The sequence below is a fragment of the Flavimaricola marinus genome (assembly GCF_900184895.1).
Classification (GTDB): Bacteria; Pseudomonadota; Alphaproteobacteria; order Rhodobacterales; family Rhodobacteraceae; genus Flavimaricola; species Flavimaricola marinus.
The window spans coordinates 1-19,257 of the sequence record NZ_FXZK01000019.1; the positions used below are offsets into that span (position 1 = coordinate 1).

The window sequence follows — 19,257 nt, forward strand, 5'->3', positions numbered from 1 at the left end:
GCCGTCTCTTGCGCGCTGTGAAGGCCTATGTCCGCGACGGCTTCCTGCCTACCGAGGTGCTGGCCCGCGCCGGGCGCCGCGAAACGGACGATCGCCTGCCCGCCATTATTGCTGGCATCAAGGGCGCAGATCCCGACATCACGCTTCAAGCGATCTGTGAACGGCTGGAATCTATGCGCGAACGCACGCCTCGTGGCCGAACAAGATGGCAGCCGTCTTCGGTGAAAATGCTGTTGGAGCGGGCGGAACGACTTGGCCTCATGCCGTACGAATCGAGCCAAGATCAGATGTAGCTTCTGACCCGAATCCAAAAAATTTCACCGGGAGAAAACTCCGCAAGAGGCAGAAAGTGCCATTAGTTGCTTGGGGTTAGCTGCTAATGTGCCAACTCAACAGAGTAGCGGCTCGATTCGGTTCGATCTGCATTTAATATATCTATAACAATGACTTGCTGAGTTTTTTATACGACAACACCTATAGGTGTTGTGGATAACTTTCACACTACATTTAGATTCTTCTTGCCGGACTCACTGGATCGTGGCATTCCCATTCTGACGGCAAAACGCGTCAGACACGCTGTACACCGTCAGAATGACTAAGAGCCTCAACAGAGGCCGAGAGTGGGCGGCAGGACATGGATGATCGTAACATTGGATACACGCAAGGCATAGGCTCTTCCGATATCGGAGCATTTGCCGACAATCTGGCTGAGTCTTTGGATCGCCAGATGAAGATCGCTTTCGAACCCGAAGAACGAAAGTCCCTACGCCGCTTCAGTTCCACCGAAGTCGCCGGCCTCCTGCGCGTAAGCACATCTAACCTGCGCAACCGGCACAAGGACGGCAGCTTCCCGGAAGTGCATACAGACAACCGCGGACACCGGTTCTACACAGCCCAAGAGATTGATGAGTTGCGCGATGTTCTTGGACGCACTGGAAAGAACGCAGAAAGCTACCGCCCAGGTCGACGTGATGGCGATCGTCTCCAGGTGATATCCGTCGTCAACTTCAAAGGCGGTTCATCAAAGACTACTGCAACGATTCATCTTGCGCAAAGGTATGCCTTGCGCGGTTACCGCGTGCTGGTCCTAGACCTCGATCCGCAAGCAAGTTTGACCACGTTTTTCGGCTTTCGGCCCGAGCTTGAGTTCGCCGATGGCGGCACAATCTATGATGCTTTGAGATATGAGGACCAAGTTCCTCTCTCGAACGTCATCCAAAAGACCTACTTCCATAAGCTCGACATGGTGCCCGCCGGTTTGATGCTCTCGGAGTACGAAACCGAGACCGCAAACGCTCTCGCCCGTCGCGTACAACCCATCTTTGCAGAGCGCCTCGCCTTGGCGCTTGAAGAGGTTGAGGCAAACTACGACATTGTCCTGATCGACTGCCCGCCTCAGCTTGGGTTTCTAACCCTGACTGCGCTGGCAGCCTCGACGGGGCTTTTGGTTACCGTGGTACCTGGCATGCTTGACATCGCATCCATGAGCCAATTCCTGAAGCTTGCTTCAGAAACGGTCAAGGCGGTGGAGGAAGCCATCGGTCGGCGTGTCACATGGGATTTTGTCAAGTTCCTGATTACCAGATATGAACCGTCGGACGGGCCGCAGACCCAAATGGCAGGCTACCTGAGATCAATTCTGGCAGGTCAGGTCATGACAGAACCGATGCTGAAGTCTACGGCGATCTCCGACGCCGGGATGACCCAGCAGACCGTCTACGAAGTCGATCCAAGCCAGTTCATCAGAAAGACAATTGATCGCGCCCTGACAAGCGTGAACGGCGTTGGCGATGAGCTGGAGCAGACGATCCAAATGGCATGGGGGCGTCGCTGATGGCGCGAAACATCTTCAACCAGCCTCCAAAGGATGAGACGGAGAGCGCAGCCCCCTCCCCTACCCCACCAAGAGCGGCAAAGCTGCCGGGATCTGTTGGCGGATTGCGTGACTCGTTGCGCGAGATCACTGCAAACTCGATCCGCGACATCGAGCCCGATCAGATTGATATGGATGGGCTGCGCGATCGGTTGGTGCTGGAAGATTCCAGCATCGATGAATTAGCCGAGAGTATCGCCAAGCATGGCCAACAAGTGCCCATCATGGTCCGTCCATCTGCCCAACCGGACAGATACCGCATCATCTACGGCCGCCGCAGGCTTGCGGCGATCCGCAAGGTCGGTGGAACGGTCAAGGCAATTGTTCGAACCTTCGATGATGACGCTTCTCTGATCGCTCAAGGCCAGGAGAACAACCTCAGGCTTGACCCGTCTTTCATAGAAAAGTCACTGTTTATCAAAGAGATGCAGGAATCCGGCTACAAACCCGGTGTCATCCAGGACGCTCTGGGTCTGACCCGGCAAGGCGTATCCAACCACAGGGTCGTCATAGAACAACTGCCAGACGGTCTTGTTCAACTCATCGGGCCAGCACATGGGATCGGACGACGGCAGTGGAGTGATCTGGCTGCCTTATCGGTGAAGGTAGATTTGGTGGACGCCGCCAAAGAGGCGCTCGCCACTCTGCCCGACGACACAGCTAGTTCCGAAAAGTTCCAAGCGGTCTATTCGGCTTGCTCGAGCAAAGCACGTAGCGACAAGAAGCCGCCCAATCGTGGCCTGACGTCGGTCATCAAAGATGAGAACGGCAGTTCATTGGGCACGCTGACAGTCGATAAGAAGGCGATCGCTATCAAGGTCACCAAGAAGGACAATCCAGAATTCGGCCAATGGCTCGAAGAACACGCGGAAGCTACGCTTTTGCAACTCTTCGTACAGTGGCGGAATGAGAGAGGCTCTGGGTCCTAACCCAGGCCACACAGAGCAACACGAGCAGAGGAGAAAAGCGAAGACCCGAAAGAAAAGAGCCCCCCAAAGTTTCCCCTGGAGAGCCCTCATCATCTGATTAGCATCCGTGATGTAGCAACCTCCAGCATACCGGTCAAGAGTCACCGATTCGGTGGACTGATATTTTTTGCTTTTTTCCGCGAAAATTCGAGGAAAGAGACGGGGAAGTTGTGGGCCGAACGGTCGTCGTGAACAAGCCATGGCATTTACAAAACTCTCGATCGAAGCCGCAGGTGCTGATGCAACCCGCGGCTCATTTCCCCCATCTGAAACCGACGTCTGGACCATCTTCAGAGCCCTGAGAGATGCACGCAGCGTGTTTGGTCTACGTCCTGGCCACATACAGACACTTCAAGCAATGCTCAGTTTTCTGAAACCTGGCCATGGCGAAACGGTTTTTGCGTCTAACAATTCACTTTGCCAGCGCGTTGGCGGAATCGACGAACGGACACTCCGGAGGCACATCAACCGCTTCGTTGAACTCGGATTCATCAAGCGCAATGACAGCTCGAACCGAAAGCGCTACCGCGTTCGCTCCTCCGGCGGGGAGTGCATCAGTTATGGATTGTCTCTCACCCCCCTGCTCCAACGTGCGAGCGAGCTTATAGCCATCGCGCAAGAGATGGAGAATAACCGGCGAGATCGGATATTTGTCCGCAAACAGATCCTTACAAAGCTCGCCCATTTGGAAGAGCACGATCCTAGCAACGCATTCATCAACCACGCACGGAAAGCTCTACGCAGGAAGCTGAGCCTCCCCGAATACCACGCTCTGCTCGCCAATACAGATGCGGAATGCCAGAGTTTGTCTACCCCGGATGACCCGCCTGAAACTATGGAATTGCCCGCCAATGACGGACAAACTGTCCGGCATCAATCTAAGTCTGAAGAAGAAAAAAAAGATTTAGATAGCAACATAGGCGATGAGGCCCTGAAACCAGACTTGCTGACCTCAGTCTGCGATCAGGCGACATCGTTCTCCACAGAGAGACTTAGAAACTGGTTGGACATTGAAAACCATGCTCGAACACTTGCACCGATGATGGGCATTCACCCAGAAACTTTCGAGAAAGCCAAGAATGCTGTAGGAGCTCAGAAAGCGTCATGCGCGATCTTCATCATGCTACAACTTGGAAAACGCATCAGGGATTTTGGGGCGTATTTTCACAGTATCACCCTGGGTCAAAGGCAAAACCAATTTGATCCATTAGCTTTGATCAAGCGACTGTCCGAAACCAATGAGCGAACTGTCTAATGTCCACCGCGGTGGACTTCGAACGAGAAGCGGCGCTTGTGGCAACCAAAACTGTCCAAACGCACCTAGCGGCGCGTGGTGGTTCTTCAGTTTATCTCAGACCAGCAGATGTCCACCGCGGTGGACAAGTGACACACGAGCAAGCCTTGATGAAAATCTCGCAGGCCATGGAAGAAATCGGCGGCCAGGCATTAAACCCTAAATCCCAAAAGTTATAGTGGGAGGTCACCATCTCCAAAGAGGTTTGGAAAGAGCCGCTCTCGATAATCCAACGGAAACGCCAACCGAACTGGCGTCTTCGGCGAGACGGAGGTCAGGTATCCGGCGGCGGTCAGTTTACTCAGCGTGTTGCGAGCAGTACGCTCGGACGTCTTGAGCACAATCTGCGCATCGCCTCGTTCCAGTGCCCCATGCCGAAGAACCGCCGAGATTAGTTCCGGCGCTCGCTTGTCATCGATGGTATCTGCAACAAGACGACGATACCGTTGGTCCAGTCCGCCGAGATCGAACAATCTTGCTGAGAAGCTGATCTGGTCGAGCGTCACCTTTAGGAACCATTCACTAAACGTCTTCAGTGCCGCTTCTGACAGGTTCCCCCGTCCGTCGCGGTCTCCGCGACGTGGACTGTCGGCCAGATCCATCATCCGTTTGTACTCGCCCCGATCGGTTAACCCGCGGGCCAGCCCACGTGATACGGACCAGAGCCCTTGGCCGCCAATCGCCGCTGTGAGGGCCATGGCATGAGACATCAGTCTGCTGACACGGCCGTTACCATCCGGGAAAGGGTGGATGTAGTTGAGCCGGTGATGTGCAGAGGCGATCGCGATGATCCGTCCGCTCGAAGACCGCGCCGCAATCTGAAATCGTTTGTCGAAATGGTCCATGAATGCCGCGACGCGCGACGATGAAGGAGGTAGGTGGCGCCCGACCGCAACTTCCCGATCGTCATCCTGGCGCATGCGTCCCGGAACGATGGGCTCTTGTGTGCCGTCGGGATGTTCGATGACCCGAAACTCATCCGGCATCTCGTCGTAGAAGCTCTTATGGACCCAAGTCAGGAATTCGACGGATGTGGGGCGGGGCAGGGTGCCTATGCGATGCATCTCATCGATGGCCCGTTGAACGATGACGTGCGCTCGGGCCTCAAGGGCGAGAGGACGGGTTTCTTCCTCAAGCTCGGCACCAGCCAGCGCTCTTTCGATGTCGCGGGGGCGCGTGTTGTGTCCTTCGATCAGGTTGGAGTAGTAGCAGTTCATCACACGGACGAGATCGGCAAGTTCGGCTGCGCTGTCAGGATGCAACCCTTGTCCCAGCCCGGTGGCTTCCCTCTGGATGTCGACCGAAAGGTCTGCCAGTTCTGTAGGAATATGCTCCTCGAAGAAGCAGGGTTCGATCCTGGCAGGTGTTTCCAGCATTTTGCCGATCTTCCATATTTGCAAAGTAGTTGAAAAATAAACACATTTCGTACTTTCAAGCAAGGTTTTGCCGATATGCGTTGCCGATCTTGGTTGCCGATCTAGAATTGCTGCATGAAATCAATGGCTTCGGCAGATGTGCCGGGCTTTTCGGTTTTGTTGTGTGCCCAAAGGGGCCGGAGAAAGTGAAAGTGTTCTTCGGGTTTTGTGACTGACGGATGAGGGCCTTTGGGGTCCCTCAGATGGGTCCGGGCCGGGTTCCGGTCTGCCGTTCCTGATGAAGGGCATTTCCATGCAAACAGGTATCTTGCGCGTGTTGCGCGCGACCGCTGCCTCCTGGTGGCGACACAAAGAACTACGCCGAACTGACCAGACGGGGCAGGCACAGCGGCGCGAGCGGGAGACTGTCCTGCGTGATCTCGGCTATCTGAAGCAGGCGGCGTCATTGCCAAACGCGCATGTGATCTGCGGAGAGGGCGGAACATTCATCTATCTCGGTTGGACCAGTGTGTCGAGTTTCGCGCCGATTGAGCGCTTTCCCTTGGCCGCTCTTGCGGTCGCACGAGGGACCCCGTTCATCGATATCCGACCCGTCACCGATGTGATTGCCTTCGCGAACCTACCGCGCGTGACACAGAACGGACCGGTCGACCCTGAACCCTGGGGCCCTGGCAGTTCCGTCTTGCTGACCACCTACATCGACATGGTCGAAGGGCTCGGTGCCAGGATCGTCAACGATCCGCGGCCCCGTCAGTCAATCTGATCACCATTCCCTCTCACCAAAACTCGAAAGGAGGCCAGCCATGGCCCGATCCCGCACGCCCAAATTCGATGCCTCCGAGGTCATCACAAACGAAATCATCCGTATCATCGAGCGCGGCGTTCTGCCGTGGCGCAAACCTTGGACGGCAGGTGGCAGCTCCCGCCCCCTGCGCGTGGGCGGTGAACCCTATCAGGGGGTGAACAACTTCTTGCTGACCATGCGCACCGTGATGGCGGGCCACAGCTCGCCCTTCTGGATGACGCTGCCGCAGGCCAATGCGTTGGACGCAAAGGTCCGCAAGGGCGAGAAGTCCTCTGTTGTTGTTTATTACGGTCAAAGCCGGAAAGACGCCGGCGGCGAAGATGACCACGCGGAGAGCGATGGTCGTTCCGAGGAAGCCCGCGTCTTCCGCTTCCAGAAATCCTACCGTGTGTTCAATGCCTGCCAGATCGAGGGTTTGCCCGACAGCTTCTACCCTGACCCGGAGCCCGTGCCCGAGCATCCGCAGTCCGAGCCCATCCCGCACATGCAGGCGTTTTTCGACGCCATCGACATAACGACCGTCTTCACGGGGACGGAGGCCTACTATCTGCCGCCCGTGGATAAGGTCTTCATGCCGTCGATTGCGCGGTTCGAGAACCCGCGTAATTTTTACGGGGTCTGGGCCCATGAGCTGGCCCATGCCACGAAAGCTCCGCATCGGCTAAATCGTGATTTCGGGCTCTCCAAGTTCGGCAACACCTCTTACGCGCGCGAGGAGATCGTCGCGGAACTGACCTCCGTGTTCCTTGGGCAAACCCTCGGCTTCACGGCCCATACGCTCGAGATGAATGCCGCCTACCTGCACAACTGGTTGCGTGTCCTTCGGTCGGACAAGGGCGCGATCTTCCGGCACGCCGCGGACGCGCAACGTGCCTGCGACTACCTGATCGCCAGATCGGAGGCGGGCAGGGCAGGGGGCCGCGCCGCGGCCGCCTGACCACAGGGAGAACGGAGACGCCCATGTCACGCAAAGACCCCAAGACGCTGCGAGTGGTCTGCTTCAAAGACGGCCGCCACAAGATCATTACCTTCAAGCGCGGTGCCTATTGGTGGAGCCAGTCCGAGGGCGCTTATCCGTTCTCGGCAGCGCTCGAGAGCATCAAGGAACAGGGCGGCTGGATCGAAACCATCCCCAACCCGAATTACAGACCCAAGGGGATGTTCGGGTAGGGCTCCTTCTGCTTCGGTCCTTCCGCCAAGCAGAAAAGAAAAAGCGGGCTTTGGGAAGGGTGTTTCAATTTCTCAAAGGAGAGCCCTATGATCAGTACCGCTCAATCCCAGACAGACCGCCCGGACCCGACCGTGATCGCGGCGCAGAACGACGCGTTTCGCAAGCTCGCGTGCCTTGGAGTGCCGCCCGCCCAGCCCATCCAGGGCCGGATGCATGTCACCCGCTCGCTTATGGAGGCTGGCGACGGCTTCATGCCCGAGGCGGTGAAGGCAACTGGCGAGTTTGCCATGTTCGAGCCTGAGAATGACCCTGAAGGCTGGCACGATTTCGGGGCGGTCGAGATCCGGGGCGAGACCGTGTTCTGGAAGATCGACCTCTATGAGACGGATTCCGATTTCCGCTACGGTGCCGAGGCCCCGGACAATCCCGCGACCACCATGCGCGTGCTGACCATCATGCTGGCGCGCGACTGGTAGAAGGGGAGGGCACACCTCCTCCTGACATCGCATCCAATGAAGGCCCGCTGCTCCCACAAAGGGAGAGTGGGCCTTCTGTCGTTGTGATCCCCGAAGCCGGGGATTGGTCACGCGCGTAGACGCGCGGGCCATACGTCACCCACCTGGAAGGATATCCCATGACCACAAGCTTTGCCCCCCTCACCGTCGCCATTGGCGATCTTGTCGCCCACCCCGCCAATGTGCGCAGCAACGCGCCGGAAACCTATGATTCCGAAAACATCGCGCATCTGAAAGCCAGTATCGCTGTTCTGGGCCTGCTCCAGCCGCTCCTGGTCCAGCAGCTTGACGGCAAATTCGCCGTGCTCGCTGGTGGCCGGCGCCATGCCGCGCTGAACGAGCTGGTCGCGGACAAGGCCGCCAAGGGGTTCACCGCGAAGACGAAGATCGACTGCCGCCTCGTGCCGGAAGACTGTGACGTGACGACGGCGCTGTCGCTTGCCGAGAACATCACCCAGGCACCGATGAACGCCATCGACGAGTTCGAGGCTTTCGCCCGGATGATGGAAGTCGACGGCCAGACGCCCGAGACCATCGCCAAGACCTTCGGCACCACGGTGGCCGCCGTCAAAGGCCGGTTGCGCTACGGTCTGATCCACCCTGACATCCGCGCCGCGGCCCGGGCCAAGACGATCACGCTCGACACGATGAAAGCCTTTGCCGAGCACCCTAGTCAGGAGGCGCAACGCGAGGTCTTCGAGGCGCTCACGAAAGACGGCGGCTATCTGCAAGCCTATACCGTCCGACAGGCGCTCAAATCCCGCGGTGTGCAGGTCAGCGATGATATCGGGGCTTTCGTGCGCGCGGACTACGAGGCCCGCGGCGGCGCCGTCGCGGCTGACCTTCTGGAAGAGCATTCCGTGCTGGAGGATGCAGCGCTGGTCGAAACCATCCTGCTTGAGAAGCTCGGTGCAGCCGCCGAGGACGCCCGTATGAGGCTGGGCTTTGCTTGGGCCGATGCGATGGTCCGCTATGATTACGCGACCATGGCCGACTACGGCCGCGTCTATCCCGGCCCGATCGAGCCTGATGAGGCTGCGCAAAAGCGCGTGGATGAAATCAGCGCCGAACTCGAGAAATTGCAGCTCGAGATGGAGGATGAGGGGCTCGAGGACGGTGCCTACAATGCCCTTTACGAGCGCGTGGACGCCTTGGAAGAGGAAGCGCGCGATCTGCAGGAAGCCTACAGCGCCGAGGACCTCGCGCGGTCTGGGGTGATCGCGTCGTGGCAGGGTGGGCAGATCACGCTCCATGTGGGCCTCGTGCGCCCGGAGGACACCGTCAAAGAGGAGGGCGCACGCGGCTCCTCGCCTAGCCCGACCGGGGAAGAGGCCCCGGACGCCGGCGAAATCACTTATCCGGCCTCGCTGGCCGAGGATCTCAAGACCGAGCGGGCCATGGCACTGAGGGCCGCGATGGCGCTGCATCCGGAAGCCACGCTTGATCTGACGCTCTTCAAGCTGGTCAGTGACGTTCTGGCTAGCGGCATGAGTGTCACGCAGGCGATCAAGGTCGAGGCCCGCAAGGAATACCGCAGCCATGCCAAGATGGACGAGATCGACGAGACCTCGCTCGAGCAGGTGGCGGCGGCACATGATGCGCTTGATCTGTCCTGGCTCGATGACACCCGCGCGCCCGCCGATCAGTTCGCGGCGTTTCGCGCGCTGGAGGCAGGGGAGAAGGCCAAGCTCGTCGCCTTTGCAACCGCCAGCACCACGCAGTCCTGCTTCGCGCGGGACCGCCAGCGCGACAACCTGATGCATGCGTTCGAGATCGAGATCATGCCCGACATCCGCGCCCACTGGACGCCGAATGCTGCACTCTTCAACCGCTTCAAGAAAGCCTGGCTCCTGAAGATCCTCGGCGAGGATCTGGGTCTGACCCAGGAGGCGGTGACGCTGGCCTCGTCGACCAAGAAGGAGATCGTCGCCTTCTGCGACAAGCTCTTCGCCGAGCCCTTCGCGACGCTCACGGACGCGCAGCGCGCTGCCGTGGCCGCCTGGTGCCCGCCTATGATGCAGACCGCCGGTGTCGCCTGTGATGAGGCGGAGCCCGCTGCGGACACCCCGGAGCCTGACAGCGAGGTCGCGCAAGCGGCCTGAGCCATCACGCGACCCGCGCGAGGCATTCCCCGCGTGGGTCGACCTCCCACACCCAACCGAAAGACATCCTCATGGCTATTCTCAAGTTCTCTGCGTCCGCTGTTGCGGCGCAAATCGCACATGCGCGCGCCTGCAAAACCTTCCTGCCCAACTGGAACGGTCCCGTGGACAGGCCGGCCCTGATCCTCATCGTCGGCAATGGCGTGCATCTGCGCTCAAACGGCATCGATGGCACGACCACCCGTATCGTCACGACCGAGCAGGCCGATCCGTCCTTTGCTTTCGCCGACGGCATGAACCCGTTTCGGGACGCCGACTGGATGGCGCAGCGCCGCATGGCGTTTCGCGATCTGACCGGCCAGTTCTACACCGACATCCTCGACGATGTGCAGGTGCTCATCGACCGGGGGCGAGGGGCCATCCGGCTCGCCACCGATGGCCACAGCATCCGCGTCTTCGTGCGTCGCGCCTCGGATTATCTGATCGGCGGGACCTACGAGGTGCCCTCGGGCCTGGGCGGCACCTTCCGGGTCATCCTCAAGGATGCCTGCGACACCTTCGCGATCGTGCAGAACCGCGGCAATTGCGAGGATTTCGACGCCATGCAGCCCTACCGCGTGCCACTCGATGCGCTGATGGAGATTGATGATCTGAGGGCGGCGTAGCGCGCCCTTTCTCAAACAAGCATCGCCAATACCCTGCCGGGCCTGCGGCCCTCTCGGGACATTGGCGACAACAATTTTCCCCAACGAGAGAAAGGACTCTGAAATGGGTTGGCTCTTTTACACCGACCGCCGCGTCCAGACCTACGCGGATGAGAAATCGGAGATCACCCGGCTCTGTACCTTTGAGGGAGACACGCGCAAAACCGAACTGGTCAAGGCCTGCAAGGTCGGCTCCACCTGGTATGCAGCGGCAAGGGTCACCAATCTCGACGGGACCCCTGTCGAGGACGCGACCTATGTCACCGATCCTGACGGCTCGATCACCTTCGCCGCCGTCTTCCTCACCGCCTACGACAATGGGTGTTGGGGCTACAAGGACATGGAGGAAAGCGCCGGCCCGAACGAATCTCGTGCTCCGCTTGGGCTGATCGAGCTCCTCTCCGACTTGAAAGACCCGGACAGCTACGCCCAGGACTGGCGCCAGCGCTGCCGGGATTGGGCGTCGATTCCAGACTACCAGGAAGGCGACAAGATCAGGCTCGCCGCGCCCGTGACGCTCACCGATGGCAGTACATGCCAGATCGTCACCGCGACCCACTACAGGCGGGGCCGGCAAAAACGCCGCTGCTACCGCATCGAGGAAACCGGCGGGCTCGTTCGGCTCTCGAAGGCCTCGCTTGCCGGCTCGGAGCTGCTCAGCTCCGCAAAGGGCGAGGCCAGTCCTGTGCTGGCGGAGTTTTTGGCAGGGCGAGATTAGGTGCTGCGCCGGACGGTTGATCGACCTGCCCGGCGACAGCAGATCCTGCGCTTATCTTGACAAGGCAATGCAAATGCATTACCTACTGCGGGCAACAAAGGCCCCTTTCTTTCAGGAGACTGCCATGACAGCGCTCGCACAAGATGTCTCGAAACTCACGGATCGGTATCAGACGACCGTGCCGGCGGGGGTGCGCAAGCAGCTCAAGCTGGGCAAGGGCGACCAGATTCGCTACTGTACCGAGCCGAGTGGCAGGGTCTATATCGAGCCCTTGCGCAGCGACGAGGAAGATCCCGTGCTCGGAGCCTTTCTCGATTTTGTCGAGGCCGATATCAAGGCGCATCCGGACCGCATTCGGGCGTTCGATGGGGCTTTGCATGACCGTCTTGCAGCACTGGTCGGAGACGTTGACGTCGATCTCGATGCGCCGCTATCGCTCGAGGATGAATGAGCGGCGATAGCGTGCCCGCCCAAGCGCCCCTTGTCGTAAACGGATGGTCGATTTATGCGCATCCGCTCTTTCTGGACCAGCTCGAAGGGCTGACCCTGGAGGTCGAGGCGCGTAAGGCACGCGATCCCAAGACCTGGCGCAAGAAAAATTCCACGAAACGGCTGGCCGCCATCTTCAAGCTGGTGACCGAGGCCATACCGGCGGACCCGGGTGCCGCCGCCTTCCGGCAAGGCGGCACACTCGGCGATCACCGCAAGCACTGGTTTCGGGCGAAGTTCTTCCAGCAGTATCGGCTGTTCTATCGGTTCAACAGCGATGCGAAGGTCATCGTGGTGGCCTGGGTGAACGACGACAAGACCCTGCGCGCCTATGGCAGCAAGACGGATGCCTATGCGACGTTCAAAGGGATGCTGGAAGATGGCAACCCACCTGACAATTTCGACGCGCTCTTGAAAGAAGCAGCGGCGGCGAACAAGCGGTTCGAAACTTCCCTTGAAGCGGCGCCTGATCGGTAAGTGGGGTCGAATGCCGGAGGGGGGCAGGTCACCTACACTAAGGCTGTCCATACGGGGGTGGTTCTTCGTTTCAATCTCCCGTCACCTTTGAGCCGAGTGAAATGGGCGACATTGGTGTGCCAGATGGCTGGTACGATGAAATTCTCAGAAGTCCCACCATATCCGTACACCTGCCGTTCGCTGCGTCGTGTACGAACTGGTAAGATGCGGACTAAGCCGACATTATAATTCCCAGCTTCGCTGACGCAGCATCTCCTCGCGTTTGAAGCACGGATTTGGCGCAACTTAGCGCAGATCACAGAAGCAGCCATTTAAGTCAGACATCAGGTACCAAATGCAAACGACCGCTTCGCAGCGGGGGCCATTGTCTGGCTTTCGAAAGCAGACTTTCGTTGCAACATCCGATTATAAAGGTACAGCGTTGTCAGTTTTTTTAGACGCGTTTTTTTTGGAGAAACCAAACCTTGCGCACCCACTCAACTACGGGGACATTGCACACTACCATGGTAGTGTGCAATGCTCGTTTGTAAGATGATTCGTGGAGGGAGCTATGTGTATCGTCATAACTGGGGCGGCGAAGGGGATCGGCGCAGCTGTCTCGCGCCGTCTGTCTGATGACGGCACATCGTTGGTGCTCGTCGATTCCGATGAGGATGCGCTCCGCGATACCGCAATGACACTGCCCGGATCGCCAGTTTGCATTGTAGGCTCTGTTGCTGATGAAGCAACCGCGGAACACGCCGCTTCTGCGGCTGCCGATCTAGGTGGCGCAACTGGGTTCACTCATAATGCAGGTATTCAGCGCTATGGATCAGCGGCGGAGACCACGCCTGATCTTTGGGGCGAAGTTATCGGCGTTAATTTAAGTGGAGCGTACTTGATGGCGCGGGCGCTCTTGCCGCAACTGGTTGCAAGCCGTGGTGCCTGCGTGTTTATGACATCGGTTCAGGGACTGGCGACACAGCAAAATGTTGCCGCCTATACCGCGTCGAAACATGGTCTGATCGGTCTGGCCAAATCTATAGCAGTCGATTTTGCGGCTGCGGGCGTGCGCTCAAACGCTGTCGCGCCGGGCTCGGTGCGAACGCCGATGCTGGATTGGGCTGTCAATCTGGCGGACGATCCCGATGCCGTCTGGGCCGAAATCAACAACATGCATCCGCTTGGACGCGCCGCAGAAGCCAGCGAGGTCGCCGAAGTCGTGGCCTTTTTGCTGTCTGAAAAGGCATCCTTCATCACCGGTGAAGTTATCAAGGTCGATGGTGGATTGATGGCGCGTATTGGTGGGTCTCCGAAATGAAAGGTCAGATTTCGTGACGATTGCAGACATCAAAGTAACGACTGTCGCTGTGCCACTGGAAGCGCCCTTGCGGCATTCCGCTGGCGCGCATTGGGGCCGGTTTGTCAGAACGATCGTTGAGGTCATTGGTGATGACGGTTTGTCCGGTTGGGGCGAGCTGGGCGGCGGCGGTGAGGATGCAGAGCGCGCTGTCATGTCTTTGCTGCCTTATTTGAAGGGACACGATCCGCTGAACCTGGAGCAGTTGCGCTGGAAGATTATGAACCCAACCGCGACCCTGTATAACAATCGGTTGCAATTGCATGCTGCCATAGAAATGGCTTGCATAGATCTTGCCGGCAAGCGGCTGGGTGTTCCGGCCCATGCGCTGCTGGGCGGTGCTATCCGGTCCTCTGTCGAATTCGCATCCTATCTATTCTACCGCTACGAGGCGGACGGGGTAGGCGGCGAAACGATGCCAGACGAGATCGTGGCCCATGCAAAGGCGCTGCGCGATGAACACGGCTTTCGCACCCATAAGCTGAAAGGTGGCCATTTCGCCCCCGATCACGATGTTGAAGTTTTTACCGCATTGGCCGAAGCCTTTCCGCAGGATCGCGTGCGGCTTGATCCCAATGGCGTGTGGTCTGTGGAAGAAGCGATCCGTGTCGGGCGCGCCATTTCACACCTCAATAACGATTACTTCGAAGATCCGACGTGGGGTCTGGACGGGATGCGGCGTGCCCGTGACGGCCAGCCAATCCCGACGGCCACAAACATGGTCGTTGTGAATTTTGAACAGCTTGCCCAGTGTATTCGTCACGACCTTGTCGATGTCATCTTGCTGGACACCACGTTCTGGGGCGGGCTGCGGCAATCCGTCAAAGCGGGTCATGTTCTTGAGACGTTCCAGCGCTCTGCGGCTGTCCATTCGTCGGGCGAATTGGGTATTCAGCTGGCGTCCATGCTGCATCTGGGTGCGGTCCTGCCGAACCTGAATTTCGCCGCCGATGCGCATTATCACCATCTCAAAGACGACATTCTGGAAGGCGGCAAGATGACCTACAAGAACGGTCATATCGACGTGCCGACCGGCCCCGGATTGGGGGTCGAGGTCAGCCGTGAGAAGCTTGCGCAATACGCCGACTATTTCCGTGAAACGGGTGGCTACACCTATGACCGCGATCCCGCGCGGCCTGATTGGTATTCGGTCTGGCCGGAACGCAATTATGCCGACCCGTCGGTTAAGTCTGTTCCGGGGATGTTTTAATGGCCGAGGTAAAGGTTCGCGATCTGGTGAAAGTTTACGGCCGCCAACTGGCTGTACGGGGCATTGACCTTGATATCCCTGATGGCGCGTTTGTCGTTCTGGTGGGGCCTTCGGGTTGCGGTAAATCAACGACATTGCGGATGATTGCGGGGCTGGAAAGCATCTCGCACGGTGAGTTGCTGATTGATGGCAAGCGCGCCAATGACCTGCCGTCGCGGGATCGCGGCGTGGCGATGGTGTTTCAAACCTATGCGCTTTATCCGCACTTGACCGTGAAAGAAAACCTCGCGTTTTCATTGAAGTTGGCAAAGGTCGATCCGGCCGATCGGGAACGTCGAATTACCGGCGCAATCGAGGCTTTGGAGCTTCAACCCTATCTGGATCGCCGCCCGTCCGAATTGTCCGGTGGTCAGCGTCAACGGGTTGCCATGGGCCGTGCGATCGTGCGCGAACCGGAAGTTTTTCTGTTCGACGAACCTTTGTCCAATCTGGATGCGAAGCTGCGCAACCAGATGCGTGTCGAAATCAAACGCCTGCAACACCGGCTGGGCGTCACAACCATCTACGTTACACATGACCAGATCGAAGCCATGACTTTGGCCGATGTCATTGTTGTCATGAAAGATGGCGAGATTGCCCAGCAAGGCACGCCGCTCGACGTCTTTGAAAACCCGGCCAGCAAATTTGTAGCGAGCTTTATCGGATCGCCACAGATGAATTTCTTTGACGGTGTGATCAAGCAGACTGACGCAGGGTTTGCCTTTGTGACCCCAGATATGACGATCCCGCTGGAGGCTGACAAGTATCAGGGTGCTTTGCGCGACGGGCAGCGCGTGACAGGTGGCCTGCGCCCCGAAGACATTATTCCCCACGGCCACGGAATGCAGCCGGAGGGCGGACTTTCGATCAAAGCCGAAGTGTCCCTGACGGAACTTCTGGGCAATGAAAGCCTGTTGTTTGCGCGGTGCGGAACAGTCGAATTCGTCGCGCGCATGCAGCAGCCGCGCGTCGTCAAGGATAGCGAGTTCCTTGAATTTCATATCGCGGGATCACGGCTGCACCTGTTCGATGCGGACACAGAACTGTCGTTAAGAACGACCCGGAACGACAACTTTAACGAGGAGGAAAGAGAATGAAACTTAAAGGAAAACTTATGGGAACGGCCGTGGGCGTCTTGCTTGCCGCCGCACCGGCTTTTGCGCAGGAGGTTCAGTTGTTTCACGACAAAGGCTTCTGGTCGGAGCAACTGCAAACGGTCGGGGATGCTGCGAGAGAAGCAACCGGCGTTACCATCACAGAGACGCCCTATGCGAACGCCGAGCAATATAAAGCGTTTGTGCAGGCCTCGATTGCATCGGGCGAAACCCCCGACATGTTCACATGGTGGACCGGTGCGACCTTTGCCGAGCTGGTGAGCAGCGGGCAAATCGCGCCGCTCGACGACTTGTGGGCCGAAATGATCGCCAATGGCGGTTATGGCGAAGCCTCTAAAGAACTGTTTATGGTGGATGGTCAGGCATATGCTGTGCCGCTTTTGCTGGCCCGTTGGGTCGTGCTTTACAACAAGCCGCTTTACGCAGAGTTGGGTTTGGAAGAGCCGAAAACCTGGGACGAACTGATGTCCAATGCTGACGCTATCGTGGCGGCCGGAGAAACCCCGTTTCTTGCCACCGTACACGAAGGCTGGCGTGGCTTTATCTGGTTCCAGGAATTGCTGTTGCGTATGCATCCAGAAGCCTACAACGGCTTGAATGACGGCTCTGTCGCCTATGACGGACCAGAAGTGCGCGCCGTGTTCGAGGCATGGTCCGATATGTATGCCAAGGGCTATTTCTCGGACCCGCGGTCCACGGAAGAATTCAACGACTATGTGCGTGGCGCGGGTGCCATGTATCTGATCGGTGAATGGGCCGCGGGTCTCGTTGTCGAGGCGGGTGTTCCGGCCGACGATCTAGGCGTGTTTATTATGCCCAATGCCGTTGAAGGCGCACCTGCGGCGGTTATCGTCGAAGGGTCCCCACTTGTAGTATCAGTTGATGGTGCTCAGGATGAAACCGTAATGGCGGCGTTGCGTTTCTGGGTATCGGATGAAGGGGCGAATGCCTGGGGCGAGGCCACGGGCAACTACATCGGCAACAATTCCGCCGAGGCACCGAACGCGATCGTTGCAGAAGTAAATGCAGATATCGCCGAGACAGGTGCAGCCGCCTACTTGCGCTGGTGGGAAGCTGTTCCGCCTGATCTTCAGGGTGAATTGGTCGCGGAAATGAACCGCTTCATGCTTGACCCGACAATGGAGACGGCAGACGAGGTGATGGCCACGATGCAATCATTGAATGCCGCCTATTGGGCCGACCAATAACTGAGGATTGATGAAAATGGACCGCGCCGCCAAAGACAAAGCATTGCTCGACCGTATCGGGATAGATCAGATCGCCCGGAACGCGCGGGCACGGCGGCGCGGCCAACTTGGACTGGGGCTGGTGTTTATGGCCCCTGCCTTGATTATGGTTGTTGGCGTATTGCTGGCGCCGGTGTTGTTTAATATCTGGCTCAGCTTTACCAAATGGCGCAAATTCACGGGCTTTGGCGAATATGCGGGTTTCGCAAATTACGAGCGCCTGCCATCCAACCCGTTTTTTAACGAGGCCCTAATCAACACCGCCATCTGGGTCGGCGCATCAGTAGTATTTCCGATCGCACTCGGGCTTGGCATGGCAATGTTCTTTCGCAATCTGCGCGGTGCCGAGACTTTCAAGAATATCATCTTCATACCGCGCATATTAGCCCCCACTGCGGTCGGCGTTTTGTGGTTTTACGTCTATGCACCCGATGGCCTGCTGAACCGCGGGCTCGGGCTTGTGTCGGGTCGCGATGTCGATATCGGATGGCTGTACAACGATGCCACCGTGACGCCCGCGATCATCGCCACCTTTGTGTGGCAAACCGCCGGTCTTGTTATGGTGCTGCTGCTTCTCGGCTTGGCAGCGATCCCGAAGGACCCGATCGAGGCGGCCCATATTGATGGTGCAAGCCGGTGGCAAATTTTCCGCTACATTACTTTGCCATTGCTGATGCCGACCCTGTTGATGGTCACTATTCTATCCGTGTTGGCTGGCTTCACGGTGTTCGATCTGCTGTGGGTCATGGGGGCGAATTACCCCGGGCAACGCAGCCTTGCTCTTGCCGTGTTCATGTATTTCGAGGCTTTCCAGAAAGGCAGCTGGGCCTTCGGCTCTGCCGTCGCGGTCATCATCGGCTTGGTCGTTTTGTGTGTGACATGGTTCCAGACTGTGCTTCAGGCCCGAGTAGACAGGATGACACGCTAATGGCATTTGATATATCAACACTGGATCTTGACGCCATCGAGCGGCGCGAAGCCGCCAAGAACAAGGGCAGTGCGCTCAAACTGGTCGCGGCCATCGGGTTTGCCTTGCTCTGGATTGTACCCTTCTACTTTCTGGCGATCTCGATCTTCAAATCCAGCAACGAATATTCGCGCAACCCGCCTTTGGCCCTGCCCGAAGGGTTAGCACCTTTCTGGGACAACGTTGCCCGTGCCTGGGAGCTGGGAAGCATGGGGCAAGCCATGATGAACTCTGCATTCTATGGCACGGTCGGGGCATCGCTGGCGGTGTTCTTTGCCGCAATGGCAGCCTTTGCCATTACGCGTCTGGATATCCCGTTCCGCAACGGCTGGTTCATGCTGATTTTCGCAGGCACAGTGTTTCCGTTCCAGATGTATCTTATTCCGCTTTTTTTCGGCTATCAGAAACTGGGGCTTCTGAATTCGCATATGGGCATGCTTCTGTTTTACACCGCAATTTGCGTTCCATTCCCGACGTTGGTGCTGCGCAACTTCATGTCCGGCCTGTCGCGCGAAATGGACGAAGCCGCGCGGATGGATGGGGCGAACGAATTCACCGTATTCTTCCGCATAATTCTGCCCAACACGATTGGGCCGATGACTGCGGTGTTCTTGCTGCAATTCACTTGGATCTGGAATGATATGTTGTTCTCGACCGTGCTCGGAAACCGCTTGGAGACGCGCTCGATCATGAATGCGTTGTTGGTATTCCAAGGTAGCTATTCATCGATCGGGCCGAATATCGTACTGACAGCGGCCCTTCTGGCCTCTCTTCCCAGCATTGTGTTGTTCTTTCTGCTTAGACGACACTTTATGCAGGGATTGCAGGTTCAACAATCTTGAAAGGGT

At 58.0% G+C, this 19,257-nt stretch carries 20 protein-coding genes and 1 pseudogene; 20 read left to right on the plus strand and 1 reads right to left on the minus strand.

Annotated features, from left to right (window positions below; translation table 11 throughout):
• The 5 genes and pseudogenes from LOM8899_RS21415 to LOM8899_RS23280 form a co-directional block, all read left to right on the plus strand.
• A pseudogene (locus tag LOM8899_RS21415) lies at nucleotides 1–293 on the plus strand (recombinase family protein); the annotation flags it as partial.
• A 341-nt stretch (nucleotides 294–634) separates the two neighbouring features.
• On the plus strand, nucleotides 635–1,834 hold the full coding sequence (repA, locus tag LOM8899_RS21420; protein WP_009807965.1) for a plasmid partitioning protein RepA: 1,200 nt from the start codon (nucleotides 635–637) through the stop codon (nucleotides 1,832–1,834).
• On the plus strand, nucleotides 1,834–2,802 hold the full coding sequence (gene repB / locus LOM8899_RS21425; protein WP_245820696.1) for a plasmid partitioning protein RepB: 969 nt from the start codon (nucleotides 1,834–1,836) through the stop codon (nucleotides 2,800–2,802). The genes repA and repB overlap by 1 nt, the downstream gene beginning before the upstream one ends.
• 238 nt (nucleotides 2,803–3,040) lie before the next feature.
• Nucleotides 3,041–4,096 carry a plasmid replication protein RepC gene (gene repC / locus LOM8899_RS21430; protein WP_093096833.1) on the plus strand — a complete coding sequence of 352 codons (1,056 nt, stop codon included), beginning with the start codon at nucleotides 3,041–3,043 and terminating at the stop codon, nucleotides 4,094–4,096.
• On the plus strand, nucleotides 4,096–4,314 hold the full coding sequence (locus LOM8899_RS23280; RefSeq protein ID WP_133065086.1) for a hypothetical protein: 219 nt from the start codon (nucleotides 4,096–4,098) through the stop codon (nucleotides 4,312–4,314). The genes repC and LOM8899_RS23280 overlap by 1 nt, the downstream gene beginning before the upstream one ends.
• Here the strand turns inward: LOM8899_RS23280 and LOM8899_RS21435 are convergent.
• Nucleotides 4,309–5,511, minus strand: a complete 1,203-nt coding sequence (locus LOM8899_RS21435; protein WP_093994292.1) for a Fic family protein — start codon at nucleotides 5,509–5,511, stop codon at nucleotides 4,309–4,311. The genes LOM8899_RS23280 and LOM8899_RS21435 overlap by 6 nt on opposite strands.
• Before the next feature lie 277 nt (nucleotides 5,512–5,788).
• Here LOM8899_RS21435 and LOM8899_RS21440 point away from each other — a divergent pair, with 277 nt between their 5' ends.
• The 15 genes from LOM8899_RS21440 to LOM8899_RS21510 all read left to right on the plus strand — a co-directional run bounded on the left by LOM8899_RS21440 (nucleotide 5,789) and on the right by LOM8899_RS21510 (nucleotide 19,251).
• Nucleotides 5,789–6,274 (plus strand): hypothetical protein, encoded by a 486-nt coding sequence (locus LOM8899_RS21440; RefSeq protein ID WP_093994293.1) that lies wholly within the window; start codon nucleotides 5,789–5,791, stop codon nucleotides 6,272–6,274.
• Nucleotides 6,275–6,314: 40 nt separating this feature from the next.
• Nucleotides 6,315–7,253, plus strand: coding sequence for an ArdC family protein (locus LOM8899_RS21445; RefSeq protein ID WP_093994294.1), 939 nt, complete (start codon nucleotides 6,315–6,317; stop codon nucleotides 7,251–7,253).
• Nucleotides 7,254–7,276: 23 nt separating this feature from the next.
• The gene (locus LOM8899_RS21450; protein ID WP_093994295.1) at nucleotides 7,277–7,486 is read left to right on the plus strand and encodes a DUF6330 family protein; all 210 of its coding nucleotides are present in this window, start codon (nucleotides 7,277–7,279) and stop codon (nucleotides 7,484–7,486) included.
• Nucleotides 7,487–7,573: 87 nt separating this feature from the next.
• Nucleotides 7,574–7,963 (plus strand): DUF3768 domain-containing protein, encoded by a 390-nt coding sequence (locus LOM8899_RS21455; RefSeq protein WP_093994296.1) that lies wholly within the window; start codon nucleotides 7,574–7,576, stop codon nucleotides 7,961–7,963.
• A 158-nt stretch (nucleotides 7,964–8,121) separates the two neighbouring features.
• Complete coding sequence (locus tag LOM8899_RS21460; protein ID WP_093994297.1) at nucleotides 8,122–10,104, plus strand: ParB/RepB/Spo0J family partition protein; 1,983 nt, start codon at nucleotides 8,122–8,124, stop codon at nucleotides 10,102–10,104.
• A 71-nt stretch (nucleotides 10,105–10,175) separates the two neighbouring features.
• Nucleotides 10,176–10,769 (plus strand): regulator, encoded by a 594-nt coding sequence (locus LOM8899_RS21465; RefSeq protein ID WP_093994298.1) that lies wholly within the window; start codon nucleotides 10,176–10,178, stop codon nucleotides 10,767–10,769.
• Between the two features lie 103 nt (nucleotides 10,770–10,872).
• On the plus strand, nucleotides 10,873–11,526 hold the full coding sequence (locus tag LOM8899_RS21470) for a DUF6927 domain-containing protein (protein WP_093994299.1): 654 nt from the start codon (nucleotides 10,873–10,875) through the stop codon (nucleotides 11,524–11,526).
• Nucleotides 11,527–11,650: 124 nt separating this feature from the next.
• Nucleotides 11,651–11,977, plus strand: coding sequence for a type II toxin-antitoxin system PrlF family antitoxin (locus LOM8899_RS21475; RefSeq protein WP_093994321.1), 327 nt, complete (start codon nucleotides 11,651–11,653; stop codon nucleotides 11,975–11,977).
• Nucleotides 11,974–12,492, plus strand: a complete 519-nt coding sequence (locus tag LOM8899_RS21480; protein WP_093994300.1) for a type II toxin-antitoxin system YhaV family toxin — start codon at nucleotides 11,974–11,976, stop codon at nucleotides 12,490–12,492. Before LOM8899_RS21475 ends, LOM8899_RS21480 begins: the two co-directional genes overlap by 4 nt.
• Nucleotides 12,493–13,042: 550 nt before the next feature.
• Nucleotides 13,043–13,792: an SDR family NAD(P)-dependent oxidoreductase gene (locus tag LOM8899_RS21485; RefSeq protein WP_093994301.1), complete on the plus strand. Its 750-nt coding sequence runs from the start codon at nucleotides 13,043–13,045 to the stop codon at nucleotides 13,790–13,792.
• Between the two features lie 13 nt (nucleotides 13,793–13,805).
• The gene (locus tag LOM8899_RS21490) at nucleotides 13,806–15,041 is read left to right on the plus strand and encodes an enolase C-terminal domain-like protein (RefSeq protein ID WP_093994302.1); all 1,236 of its coding nucleotides are present in this window, start codon (nucleotides 13,806–13,808) and stop codon (nucleotides 15,039–15,041) included.
• Complete coding sequence (locus tag LOM8899_RS21495) at nucleotides 15,041–16,177, plus strand: ABC transporter ATP-binding protein (RefSeq protein ID WP_093994303.1); 1,137 nt, start codon at nucleotides 15,041–15,043, stop codon at nucleotides 16,175–16,177. Before LOM8899_RS21490 ends, LOM8899_RS21495 begins: the two co-directional genes overlap by 1 nt.
• Nucleotides 16,174–17,403 carry an ABC transporter substrate-binding protein gene (locus LOM8899_RS21500; protein WP_093994304.1) on the plus strand — a complete coding sequence of 410 codons (1,230 nt, stop codon included), beginning with the start codon at nucleotides 16,174–16,176 and terminating at the stop codon, nucleotides 17,401–17,403. The genes LOM8899_RS21495 and LOM8899_RS21500 overlap by 4 nt, the downstream gene beginning before the upstream one ends.
• 16 nt (nucleotides 17,404–17,419) lie before the next feature.
• Entirely contained in the window at nucleotides 17,420–18,370 is a 951-nt protein-coding gene (locus LOM8899_RS21505) for a carbohydrate ABC transporter permease (RefSeq protein ID WP_168770624.1), read from the plus strand.
• A complete protein-coding gene (locus tag LOM8899_RS21510; protein WP_093994306.1) occupies nucleotides 18,322–19,251 on the plus strand; it encodes a carbohydrate ABC transporter permease in 930 nt (309 codons plus the stop codon). The genes LOM8899_RS21505 and LOM8899_RS21510 overlap by 49 nt, the downstream gene beginning before the upstream one ends.
• Nucleotides 19,252–19,257: the final 6 nt, after the last annotated feature.